This is a genomic window from Pseudoalteromonas sp. N1230-9 (assembly GCF_032716425.1).
GTDB lineage: Bacteria > Pseudomonadota > Gammaproteobacteria > Enterobacterales > Alteromonadaceae > Pseudoalteromonas.
Genome location: NZ_CP090420.1, coordinates 762,524 through 774,758 on the forward strand (window position 1 = coordinate 762,524; position 12,235 = coordinate 774,758).

The following is a 12,235-nucleotide window of genomic DNA, read 5'->3' on the forward strand; positions in this document are numbered from 1 at the left end:
TTTTTGAGTCGGATTATAATTTCTCCGTCTTCATTAATTGATGGAACATTGAGACATTGTCTTCGTCTAGGGAAAGGATTGAGAAGACCCTTTCGTTGCGCAGTTAAAGATAGTGATTTCAAAGGAATTTTGGGTAACCAAAAGTAAATAATCCAGTTTAATGGATAAAATTTATAAATTAAAAAGGAGCATTATCATATGCAAGCAAATACATATTTAAAATACGGTTCAATTAAAGGTGAAACTACAGCTGAGTCTTTCAAAGACTTAATCACGGTTTTATCACTAGATTGGAATGTAAGTCGTGAAATTTCAGCTCACACAGGTACAGCAATGGACCGTGAGTCTAGCTCAACTCGTTTAGGCGATGTAACTATCACTAAACTTCAAGATAAAGCGTCTCCGGACTTATTCAAAGAAGCAACTATTGGTAAAGGCTTACCAGCTGTTTTCCATATCACTAAACAAGGTGATAAAGTTGAAGAAATCATGAAAATCGAATTAACAGATGCAATGATTTCTAGCTACTCTGTATCAGTTCAAAACGATCGCCCAATTGAAACTATCACTATCAGCTACACTGAAATGATGATGACAGTGACGCCTACTGATGATAAAAACAACATCACTGCACCACTTGTTTATGGTTACAGTGGCGTTAAAGGTCAGCAAATGTAATTTTTTGCAAAACCAACTAGCTCTGAGTTTTACTCAGAGCTTTTTTGATCTGTAGGAATAGGAAGCAAGGAATGCAAAAAGCAACACAAGATAAAAATGTAATTCAGATAAACACCCCAGCAGGCAAAGACGCACTGTATTTGACTCGACTCGTCGCACAAGAATCGATGTCAGATTTGTTTGTGATGTCAGTGAATATGTTTACTATTGGGACGCAAATCGCACATGAAGATCTTGTTGGTAAGCCTGTTTCCATAAAAGTTCGAAATGCCGACGGTGCAGGTGAGCGATACTTTCATGGTATTGTTAGCCAGTTGGTATCTAACGGAAGCCGCACGGCTGATGTAGACGAACAAAAGAATTATATTGATTATCACGCAACGATTGTTCCTTACGCAGCGTCAATGCGTAACAGAAAAAACAGTCGTATTTTTCAAAAGAAAACCATTCAAGATATTTTTGCTGATTTATTTGGTCAGCATAATGTTGCATTCAAAGATAACACCACTAAAACGTACCCCAAGTATGAATATTGTGTTCAATATCAAGAATCTGATTTTGACTTTATTCAGCGATTACTACAACAAGAAGGGATTTTTTACTTCTTCGAACACAGTAAAAGTAATCATACTTTGGTTCTTGCCGATGATATCACTGCCTATGAAGAGTGCGCAGAGGCTAAAGTTGTGTTTAGCTCTGGCCATTTAAGCGAGTCTCATGTCAATAAATGGCAAGGTGGCTTAAGTTTAGCACCAGGCAGCTACAAACGAATTGGTTATGATTTTAAGCAACCGCCAAGATACCCAGATGGTGATCACGCTAAAGCTGATTTACCCACTCAGTCGGTTGCAGAAGTATTTGAATACACAGGCGAAGCAGAAACGCATCCTCGTGCTGCAAATTTAGCGGCACTGCAGCTAGAGTCACTCCAGCGAAATATGAAATTAAGCAGTGGTCGAAGTGACTGCCGATCTTTTTCTGTTGGTAAACTGTTCAGTTTTAAAAAGCATGAAGATCCGCGCCTAGAGGGCAAAACATTTGCAATTACCTCATTGCTAACCGCGATCACGGTGCCAAACCAATCTGGCGGACAACAATCTCAAACTGAAGAAGTTTTTTCTAACCACTTTGAGTGTGTTCCAAAAGATGTGCCTTACCGTGCAGCCCATATTAAAAATAAACCTGTTATAAACGGTGTACAAACGGCCATCGTGACGGGTGATAGTGCCGATGAAATTATGATCGACCAGTATGGTCGTGTAAAAGTGCAATTTGATTGGGACCGTGAAGGTAAAAAAGACTCTCAAAGCTCGTGTTGGATTAGGGTTGCTCAAAATTGGGCCGGTAAAAAATGGGGCGCATTCTTTTTCCCTCGCGTTGGACAAGAGGTGTTGGTTGACTTCATAAATGGTGACCCTGACCAACCGATTATTAGCGGCGCGGTTTATAACGCCGATCTAATGCCTCCGTATGCTTTACCTGCTGAAAAAACACAAAGTGGTATAAAAACTCGCTCTACAAAAGAAGGTGGGGCCGATAACTTTAATGAGCTGCGTTTTGAAGATAAAAAAGGCAGCGAATTAGTTTACATGCAAGCAGAAAAAGACAAACAATTGTATGTAAAGAACGATCAAAAAGAAAAAATTGATAACGATCGTTTTCTAGAAGTTGGCAACAACGATGACGCGAAAATAAAAGTAAATCGTACGGTTGATATTGGCGATAATGACACTTTAAAAGTGGGTAAAACACTTAATATTGAAGCTGGAAAAGAAATTGTTATTAAAACGGGCTCAGCAAAAATAACGATGAGCAGCAGTGGTAATATTGCCATTGAAGGCACAAATATTGATATCAAAGGCAGTAATGTAAAAGTAGATGGCAGTGCAATTACACTCTCTGCCGGCATGATTAAGCTGAATTAAGCTATGGAACTGATTACAACTTTTCAAACAGGTGCTGTTCATGGAGCTGCTAGCAGCGGCTTTACAGTGTATTGTCGCTATGGTTTACCGCATTTAGTGTGTTTATCGGTAAACCGTCCGGATGATCCTTTTTTGAGTCTGCCAATTGATTACTTTAAAGGCCATGATGGTTATTTTGCTGAGCAATTTTTTTATAACCTTCATCCTAATTTGAACAGTAGTAATGTGCTTTCTTATGTATATCAATATGCGACACAGACCAGCTCAATCATAAACGACTTATCTTATGATGATATCGTAGAAGAGCTAGCGAAGCTTGTGAGTGTTAATAAGTTACAAGTTATCCCTCTGTACGATTAATGGATGCGAAAACAAGGAATAGGTTATGGGTAAACCCGCTTCAACAATTGGTCATATGCACCTTTGTCCTAAAGTAACTGCAAAAGTTCCTCACGTTGGTGGCCCTATTGTGGCGGGTTCATCAAATGTATTAATTGGTAGTATGCCAGCAGCAAGAAAAGGCGATATGCTGATTTGTGTTGGCCCTCCTGATAGCATCAATAGCGGATCATCTACCGTTAAAATAAACGGAAAACCAGCGGCTAGAATGGGCGACGGAACGTCTCATGGCGGCAAAATTATCGTTGGTAATCCCACCGTGTTGATCGGTGGTTAATCATGCTTACTATGTTGCTAAAAGCGCATTCAAATACTTTAAATCAACTACACAGTGCACAACAGAATCCTTTTTATTCTGTTGACTATTTGATGCAAGCTCGTCAGCAACTCATATTAAAACTTCATGCTTATAATTCTGAGATTCTGCAAGTTACATTGTCAGCCGCCCAGTTACTGCAAGCTCTTCGAGACTTGAATACTGGCGAAGTATTAGCAAGCACATTGGCTGAAGCATGCTTGGTCACGTTATTAACGTCACCTAAAAAGTTAACTCATGAGTGCGTAGCGCAGTTAAATGAAAGTGACGAAAAAGAGCTGCCAGTTAAACAGCTACTCGTTGAAAAGTTAGCAATTTATTGTGGTCGTACACAAATGGCTTATGCGCAGACATTTGATGCACTTAAGCCGATTTACTTTAGTCAGTCTGCTCAGCATGTTGAGTTATTTAAAGCATTTAAACAAGCCGTTATAGAATTACCAACAACAAAGGCGTTGTTTAAAACCACGAACGATTTTGCTGAGCTAAATTTAATTAATTCACCGTTAATGTCTGCTTATTTATTATTGCTAGATCAACAACGCGTGAATCATGTATGCAACTTTGCAAGCCAAGCGCTGTCTCGAGAAGAGGCGTTACAAGTGATGCTGCATACAGGCATGCCTAAATATGTTCCGTTAGTTGTGTCGTTATTATCGGATGTTGAGGATGCAGAGCCACTTATTAATGGTATAAAGCGTTGTTTAGGGGCTGAATTAGATAATTTAGTGACCTATGAAACTCAAGTGCAAGCACAAACAGATGCACAAGCAATCGTTGATTTCCAACATCAGTTTAACCAGTATTGGCCTGAGCACGAGTCATATTACGTTGGCAAAACTTTAGTATATGGCTATGCATTAAATCAACCGATTGATAGAGTAAAACAGCAAGGTGTTGATCAACAAAGCTGGCAAGTATTAGCAATTTTAAATGCGCTTAAGATGGATAGTAAAAACTATCAAGAGAGTGTTCATTGAGTGCATTTAAAATTAACATCGATCAGTTTGAAACGCCTTATAAGCTCAGTCCTGAAGAATTACTATTAGAGGGTGGTTCTAGTGAAGGTTGTGTAGTTCCTTGGCATTCAACTGATGCGTTTGTGTACGACTGCATCATGAAAGCTAAGTCTGTTTTTAAAACGGATTTCGCGCAAAATGGTACTGTAATGTGGCTTTTGCCTGCGTTGCCGTTCCAAAGTGAATTAAAAACACTTTTTGCAACGAGCTTACAGCAATGCTTTGGCACGCCCTTAGAACATCTGTTTTTTGAAGGTTGCCATGGTATACATTCAGCACTAATGCTGGCTCAAGAGAGCAGCCTTGAAAATGTAACAGTGATTGCCATTGATGGTGTTTTTAAAGCAAATAAGCGCGAACAATTTGATTATTTAGGTGTTGCAGCAAGCACGGCTAATATTGAGTTTATAAATACTGGTTGGGTGTTACAATCAGCAGAGATGGTTGCTTCGATAGACCTTGCTAAGCATAACCCTATTCAAGGGGAGCTAAAGCGTGTTTTATCGCTTAATGAGCAGCCAATAGACATAATTTTCGCCCCAGGAAATGGCGTAGAAAGTGATGACTGGTTAAATTATTTACCAGTGTTAAGTAACAAAATTAATGAACAGACGATTTTTCAATTACCTAATTATAAATTAGGAAAACTAGGTGCATTAGAAGGGATTATCAATCTTGCAACGCTGACAAATAGCCCATTTTATAATGACAGTTTGTCTCAGGCGTTAGTGATAACTCAAGAAAGTAACAAGTACCAAGCCGTCGCGTCATACTTATGGACAAGTAAGGAAGTGTGCAACTAATGGATAGCAGAGCAGTTGTTTTACAAGGAATAAGCTACCCAATTTGTGTGGTGTTAGCTAAGCAAAAAGCCCCTAGTGGCTTTGAGCCTGTTTCGACGAGCACGCCGGATAGTGCGTACAAGTACGTTGCTGAGTTAGGCACGGCATTAAGTGGCGATGCATCGAAACGTTTAGATCTCATTCAACTACTACAAGCTGCGGGTATTCATTGTCCAAGGCAAGCATCTGCGCGTGAAACCGCCACCGCCTTAGTGAGTGCGCTTACCTCTGGCGCAGTGAGCTGTTACCGACAAAAAGCTAAAACAGTTATTCAAGTGAGCGATAATACTCGTCCATCGAAAGCCAAAAAATCACAATCACAAAGCAGCTCAAGTAGTGGTAAAAAGGCAACGCAAGCACCTGCAAGTAATAGCGGGGGGGCAAGCAATGCCACTGCCAGTGAAACCCCAATTACAGAGCAAGAGTGTCGTTCAGACCCTGTTTCAATGTTGACGGGCGAGGAAATATTGCCGTTAGTGGATTTTACGCTCGCTGCGAATAAGCCACTTAATTGGCGACGTTTGTATCGCTCATCAAAGTGTAATCAACGCTCATTGCTTGGTAATGGTTGGCGCCATGATTACATGGTGAAATTAACAGAGCATTACTTACCACCCCCAAAAGTTGGCCCTAAGCAAAAAGGCACTTACTGGTTAGAGTACCATGATGAACATGGCGCGACTCATCGATTTGAAAAAGTAAAACCAGGCCAGTCTAGCTACCAGCTCAGCAGTAACCTTGCCTTGCATTACAAAACAAGCGGCAAACAAGTGTTGGTAACACCGAATGACCATCATTTAACGTTTATGCCTAGTGAGTCTGCGTGGTTACTTGAAAAAATCATTAACGAAAAAGGCCAGAGCACACGTTTTTATTATGACTCTCAAGAGCGCTTAGAGCGCATAGAGGTGAATAAAGCACGTGGTTGCGTTTTAAAATATAATAAACAAGGGCTGCTAAAAACAGTTCACGCTTATAGAACAAATGAACAAAATAAGCTTGTTCTGATTGATCAGCCTCTGGCACGTTATGAATATGATGAACAGCAAAATTTAGTTGCTGCAACAAACCAACATGGTGAGCAAGAGCGCTATGAGTACAATGCTGCGCATTTATTAATAAAGCGGACCAGAGCAAGTGGTTTTAGCCATCATTTTGAATGGGATTCATACGGTTACGATGCCAAATGTATAAAACAATGGGGTGATGACAATACCTATTGCTATGAGTTTGAGTATCAAGGGAATAAAACAACCAGTATCGACTCTCGCGGTAATCAAGAGCATTTTGTTCATAACGAACAAGGTAAATTGATTGAGCATACGGATGCCAACGGTCACACCACAACCTACGGATACAATACGCTTGGACAAAAGCTGACACAAACAGACCCCTTGGGCAATCAAACTCAATATGCCTATACAGACTATGGTCAGCTTGCCTCTGTCACTCAACCTGACGGTACTCGCACTCAATTTGGCTATAACCAACTAGGCCAACAAGTGTTAACTATCTTGCCAAATGGCGACAAAATCCAACGTAAGTACAGTGCCTCTGGATTACTGCAAAGCGAAACCCTAGCAGATGGTCGAATTGCGCTTTATAGCTACGATCAACAAGGTAACTTAACGCAACATATCACGCCTAACGGCCATGTTTTAAAATATACGTGGAACGAGCATGGTGAGCTACTTGCTAAGCAGCATAATAATGAGCTTATTCGTTATAGCTACGATAACTTAGGCCGCATTAATGCAACAATAAACCAAGCAGGGCTGCTTACTCAGTATAAATACAATGAGCAGGGGCAACTTGTGCAAACCACCGCGTTTGCTCAAAATGATTCAGAAAATAAACAACAGCAATACTTCACATACGATGAAGCGGGTAGGTTAGTTAGCTCACAAAACAGCAACGGCGATACTACAGAGCAACACTTTGAAGGGCTAAGCCAGCCGCATTGTGTTATTCAACCCGACGGCAGCGCACTGCATTTAACTTATGATAAAGAGCGCAACTTAACGGCAATCGAGCGCAGTGACGGCCATGTATACCGTATAAACTACGATGCAAATGAAAACCCGACTCAAGTAACGGGGTTTGATGGCACGATACAACAATACAAGTATGATGCTTGTAATCGCTTAGTGTCAGTAACACAAAGTGATAAACGCCATGTAAAAATTAAGCGTGACAAACTAGGCCGCATAATTTCGCAGCACGCAAGTCTTGCCACAGGCAAACAAATCATTAATAACGCTAACCATTACACCTACACAGCAGAAGGTAAAATAGCTCGCGCTCATAATGCGCAATCAACAATAAAACAAGCGTTTGATAAGGGCGGGCGATTAATTAGTGTTGAGCAAATTCATAATCAACATCAAACACATAAACTTGCATACACCTACGATGACTATGGTAGAAGACAGTCACTCACTCTGCCAGACTCAACAACGCTTGATTATCACTACAATGAATTTGGTCAGCTTAGTGCAATTCAAGTAAAGCAGGCGAATGGTGATTTAACAAAACTGGTTGAACTTGGTTACGACAGCCAAAATAACATTCAAACACAGCACTTTGGTAATGAGGTCACCCTTACTCAACAGTTTGATGTATTCAACCGCTTAACACAGCAGCAGTTAACCCATTCTGCGCAAGCACTATTCGATACCTGTACATACAATTACGACAGTGTTAACCAGTTAATTGCGCGTAAAGAAGAAGGGGTTAGTAGTCATAACATTAATTTTGAATACAACAGCCTTGGCCAGTTAATTAAGCAAAACCTGGCAAGCTCTGAGGTTGATACGACTACCCAATACCAGTGGGACAGCTTTGGTAATCCTGTTAGCCAGTCAAAACTAAAAAATGGCGAATTAACCGAGCAGCAAGCTGATACCAGCGATGCAATTAATCACGTTGAAAATAACGATTCAGCGTATACAAATGATGTTATTCACAGCGAATATAGTGATTCGGTTGCAGCATCAGATAGTAACTTAACTAATGATACTGTTATTCAAAGCACAACCGAGGCTGACCGCCTAACACATTTTGGTGACAGCGACTTTCATTATGATGAATGTGGTAACCAAATTCGTGAAACCGGTAAAGGTATTAAAACACACCGTGAATACAATGCGTTCAACCAATTAAGCAGCTTTAACAACAATGGTACGCTCACTCATTACGACTACGACCCACTGGGTCGACGCATCGCTAAGCATACCGAGCATGGCAAAATTGATTACATTTGGGATAACGACCAATTAATTGGCGAATACCAGCACGGTGAATATACTTGGTACATCAACCTACCCAATCAATTTCACCCAGTCGCACTGATTAAACAAGGTGAGGTGTATTACTATCACCTAGACCAACTAAACACCCCACGTTTTGTAACAAATAAAAACGCTGAAGTTGTATGGCAAAACCACGCGGATGTGTATGGCTATGAAGAGCTTGAGGCATCTATTAAAAACAGCTTCACTCAACCAATACGTTTTCAAGGGCAGTATTTTGATGAAGAAAGCGGCTTACATTACAACCGTTACCGCTATTACAGCCCAAAACAACAACGTTTTATAAACCAAGACCCGATAGGCTTGGTAGGTGGTATAAACCATTACCAATACGCGCCGAATCCAGTGAATTGGGTGGATCCGTTTGGGTTAAGTTGTAAGGAGGGGTCTGCCACTGTTTTAAAAATCGGTCATGGTAGTGACATGCATTTTGCGATTCAGGTCAAAACAAAGTTTGATACGACTAAAACTCACCAACATGGTGGTACTGAGGCTGATGGCACGAGAACTAACACGCTTATCATCGGTTACGATGAGCAAGAGTTTGCAGGTAAATCGATTGAAAAGGCAACTATTAAGTTACCAAATGCGATAGCTGCAAGTGACTTACAAAGGCAGCTACTTAGAGAGGGCGACATGGCTCTCGATAGGGCTGATTGGAATCCAGATAACTTGGACACACCATTATATGACCCTGTTAATCAAAGTTGTTTAACCCATGTATTTGATGTGTTAAAAGCTGGGGGTGTTGAGAACGTTCCCAATAATTCCGACATTGAAGATCGGAAAGTTAAGGTGTTTACGCACAAGTTAATGAAAGGAAAGCTAGATTCTTCTAATAAAAAGCCAGATAAAGATAAGAAAGAGTCTAAATTCGAAGATGCGACGCTTGAAAAACATACCAAAGCAGTTGAAGAGTATAAAAAACATTATGAAACGCGGCTAAAAGACTCAATTGCGGCAGGAGATTCAGCTAGGAGGCAAGGTGCTTTTAAAGCAAAGATTACAGAGGCTAAAGGTGAGCTTGGTGCTTCAATGTACATGGAAAAAGAGTTTTCAGATCCTCCTCCTCCAGCCACAATGGAAATGGGCTTTGGTCCAGGCCCAGGAGTTGATCAGGTGTGGGCCAAACGAGACGAAAATGGCAAAGTGATAGAGTACTTTGTTGTTGAAGCTAAAGGTCCAGGTGCTAAATTAACGACTGGTGCCAAAAAAGGCAACCAGATGACAGATGAATGGATTGATAATAGCTTACAATCGATGGAAAACTCAAAAAAGTACAAAGAAAAGAATCAATTGGGCGAAGATATTTTAGATGCCATCGAGAATAAAAAACCTAAAGTTACCAAGCTCGTTATTGAAGCCGATGAAGTCAATGGTAAGATTGTTGGTGGTAAACTTCAGCCTCTTCCGAAGGGTAAATAATGTTAAAACTAAATAACTACGATTTTAAATTTGAAAAACTATTTAAAAAAGCTCCCATTACTATTGATATTAGATTAGCTGATATGGACAACAGGGAGGCTCCTCTTGAAGAAAGGGAGGATGCAGCATGGATCCTTTCTTATAAATATCAGGATCTAGCATACGCACATTACGTTTTAGAAAACTATAATGAAGCAAAACTATACTTAAAAAAAGCAGCGCCATTTGCATACTTAACTGGCTTCGACTCGGAACTAAAAGGGCATAGCAACGAATGGACTATCCAAAATAAGCTTAATGTCGCTTTGCTGTTTGGTGATGAATCAATAATAAGCAAATTACGTGAACATGCAGATGACTTTACAATAAGTAGTGTGACCAAGAAAGCTATCTTTTTATATGACCATCTACTAATAAAAATAGGTACAGGGAAGGAGCTTTCTACGAACGAAATTGAAAGCGCACTGACTGAGGCTAAATCAACAAAAGACAAAGATGTTCAACAATGCATTGTTCCGCTTGTTGAGGCGATTAAAGGTCTTACTATTGGTGATGATTTATTGTGGCAATCAAGTATTGATAAAGTCATTGCATGGCATGCTGATGAATGTAAGTTTGGCGACTACAAAGAAGATAAACAAGGAACTATGTCGTTAAACGCATTAACCATGGCAAAGTTGGGTAAAGATATACATGGCTGGGAGTGTAAAACTGATTCCTTATATTTACCTCTATACCTGATTAATGAATAAGCTTGTGATAAGGAAAAATTGTAATGAGTAGTTTAATTCATTTATTCATCGTAGATGAAACAGTATACCCAAACACATTAGATACAAGTGATGAGCAAAAATACCAAGAGTTGTTAGATATAACCCACGATGAGGCTACTAGATGGCAATCAATAGAGCTTAACATGCGAGCATTTATTCCTGCTATCGAGTTACTTGATGCTGTTGTGGGTGGTCAAGGGTTACTGCCAGTATGTACTTTTCATTATTATCCTCATCAATTAATTGGACCAGATGCTAACATAAGTGGTTCATTTGGCTTCTTTTCGAGTGAAATGGTGCAAGACCTATTCCCTTTATTAGAAAAGTATTTTGAAGTCGATATAGAGAGCAGTGAAAATAAAGCGTTAGTAGATAGCATTGAGCATAGAGCGGGTGAACTTGACCCGCAAGCTTATGAAATAGTCCGCGACCGCTACTTTGTTACGTTTAGGGATGCCGCAGAGCAAAATAAATCTATCGTGGTATTGATTGAAGAGTAAAATCTACATTGTTTATTTTGCAAAGATTCCTTTATATGTATGTTAGGTGAGAGCGGGGACATAATGCCTACAAAAGAAGAGATAGATAAATTCATTACAGCACAAAAAGTTTGCAGTCATTTAGCAAAAAGTATTGTAAATAAAAGTAAGATAAAACCAATTCCATATGCAATTGATTTTCTTGATGATAGCTATGATTTAACTTGGTACTGCGATGAATGTGTTAAAAAGTATCACTTACCAGAAAACGGCGTTTTTTTATACCATTTTCCGGAAGATGATGAAGAGATAACTAACTATGTTAAAAAGCTGGGTGATTTAAAAAGCCTCGAATTTCAAGTAAGTAAATTGAAAGGTTTTAAAGTGTCAGAGAACTATGATAATTCACCTTTTGCGGAGTTCAGTAGGGATGAGGCCAAAAAACCATCACTTTTTAGTAAAGAGCAATTTAATTCATTCTCGGGGTTAAATGATGAGAAAGTGGAGCACATGGTTGAGAAAGCCATAATGGTGCCATTTGGCACTGAGGTTGACTTCGATGATTCAAATGAGTGATAAATATTCTACAAAACCCAAAGGGATTAAATTCTGACTTCGAGAATACCTAGCATTACATAAACAGCAATTATAAATTTTTATTCTAACAACAACGCTCTTTAACAACACGGATGTTTTAAAGGTTTAGGCAGTTTTTCTCAAACCTTGTTGATATTTTTTGCCTAACACACTTTGGCGACAGCGACTTTTATTACGATGAATGTGGCAACCAAATTCGTGAAACCGGTAAAGGTATTAAAACGCACCGTGAATACAATGCGTTCAACCAATTAAGCAGCTTTAACAACAATGGTACGCTCACGCATTACGACTACGACCTACTGGGTCGACGCATCGCCAAGCATACCGAGCATGGCAAAATTGATTACATTTGGGATAACGACCAATTAATTGGTGAATACCAGCACGGTCAATATACTTGGTACATCAACCTACCCAATCAATTTCACCCAGTCGCACTGATTAATGAACCAATGGATGCGGTAAAAT

At 39.7% G+C, this 12,235-nt stretch carries 10 protein-coding genes; all 10 read left to right on the forward strand.

Features of this window, described 5'->3' with window-relative positions; translation table 11 throughout:
- Nucleotides 1-198: 198 nt before the first annotated feature.
- The 10 genes from LY624_RS20715 (at nucleotide 199) to LY624_RS20760 (ending at nucleotide 11,743) form a co-directional block, all read left to right on the forward strand.
- Entirely contained in the window at nucleotides 199-678 is a 480-nt protein-coding gene (locus tag LY624_RS20715) for an Hcp family type VI secretion system effector (protein WP_062567651.1), read from the forward strand.
- A 71-nt stretch (nucleotides 679-749) separates the two neighbouring features.
- Nucleotides 750-2,603 carry a type VI secretion system Vgr family protein gene (locus LY624_RS20720; RefSeq protein ID WP_130151803.1) on the forward strand — a complete coding sequence of 618 codons (1,854 nt, stop codon included), beginning with the start codon at nucleotides 750-752 and terminating at the stop codon, nucleotides 2,601-2,603.
- A gap of 3 nt (nucleotides 2,604-2,606) precedes the next feature.
- Nucleotides 2,607-2,963, forward strand: a complete 357-nt coding sequence (locus LY624_RS20725; RefSeq protein ID WP_062567649.1) for a hypothetical protein — start codon at nucleotides 2,607-2,609, stop codon at nucleotides 2,961-2,963.
- A 25-nt stretch (nucleotides 2,964-2,988) separates the two neighbouring features.
- Nucleotides 2,989-3,279 (forward strand): PAAR domain-containing protein, encoded by a 291-nt coding sequence (locus LY624_RS20730; RefSeq protein WP_130151802.1) that lies wholly within the window; start codon nucleotides 2,989-2,991, stop codon nucleotides 3,277-3,279.
- 2 nt (nucleotides 3,280-3,281) lie between these two features.
- Nucleotides 3,282-4,298 (forward strand): hypothetical protein, encoded by a 1,017-nt coding sequence (locus tag LY624_RS20735; protein ID WP_341804554.1) that lies wholly within the window; start codon nucleotides 3,282-3,284, stop codon nucleotides 4,296-4,298.
- Nucleotides 4,295-5,140, forward strand: coding sequence for a hypothetical protein (locus LY624_RS20740; RefSeq protein ID WP_341804555.1), 846 nt, complete (start codon nucleotides 4,295-4,297; stop codon nucleotides 5,138-5,140). The genes LY624_RS20735 and LY624_RS20740 overlap by 4 nt, the downstream gene beginning before the upstream one ends.
- Nucleotides 5,140-9,915, forward strand: coding sequence for an RHS repeat-associated core domain-containing protein (locus LY624_RS20745; RefSeq protein ID WP_341804556.1), 4,776 nt, complete (start codon nucleotides 5,140-5,142; stop codon nucleotides 9,913-9,915). Before LY624_RS20740 ends, LY624_RS20745 begins: the two co-directional genes overlap by 1 nt.
- Entirely contained in the window at nucleotides 9,915-10,667 is a 753-nt protein-coding gene (locus LY624_RS20750; RefSeq protein WP_341804557.1) for a hypothetical protein, read from the forward strand. Before LY624_RS20745 ends, LY624_RS20750 begins: the two co-directional genes overlap by 1 nt.
- A 23-nt stretch (nucleotides 10,668-10,690) precedes the next feature.
- A complete protein-coding gene (locus LY624_RS20755) occupies nucleotides 10,691-11,188 on the forward strand; it encodes a hypothetical protein (RefSeq protein WP_341804558.1) in 498 nt (165 codons plus the stop codon).
- 63 nt (nucleotides 11,189-11,251) lie between these two features.
- Nucleotides 11,252-11,743: a hypothetical protein gene (locus tag LY624_RS20760; RefSeq protein ID WP_341804559.1), complete on the forward strand. Its 492-nt coding sequence runs from the start codon at nucleotides 11,252-11,254 to the stop codon at nucleotides 11,741-11,743.
- The last annotated feature ends 492 nt before the right edge of the window (nucleotides 11,744-12,235 follow it).

Coding starts and splice junctions, on each gene's coding strand:
- LY624_RS20715 (WP_062567651.1), top strand. CDS start 199: ATGCAAGCAAATACATATTTAAAATACGGTTCAATTAAAGGTGAAACT.
- LY624_RS20720 (WP_130151803.1), top strand. CDS start 750: ATGCAAAAAGCAACACAAGATAAAAATGTAATTCAGATAAACACCCCA.
- LY624_RS20725 (WP_062567649.1), top strand. CDS start 2,607: ATGGAACTGATTACAACTTTTCAAACAGGTGCTGTTCATGGAGCTGCT.
- LY624_RS20730 (WP_130151802.1), top strand. CDS start 2,989: ATGGGTAAACCCGCTTCAACAATTGGTCATATGCACCTTTGTCCTAAA.
- LY624_RS20735 (WP_341804554.1), top strand. CDS start 3,282: ATGCTTACTATGTTGCTAAAAGCGCATTCAAATACTTTAAATCAACTA.
- LY624_RS20745 (WP_341804556.1), top strand. CDS start 5,140: ATGGATAGCAGAGCAGTTGTTTTACAAGGAATAAGCTACCCAATTTGT.
- LY624_RS20750 (WP_341804557.1), top strand. CDS start 9,915: ATGTTAAAACTAAATAACTACGATTTTAAATTTGAAAAACTATTTAAA.
- LY624_RS20755 (WP_341804558.1), top strand. CDS start 10,691: ATGAGTAGTTTAATTCATTTATTCATCGTAGATGAAACAGTATACCCA.
- LY624_RS20760 (WP_341804559.1), top strand. CDS start 11,252: ATGCCTACAAAAGAAGAGATAGATAAATTCATTACAGCACAAAAAGTT.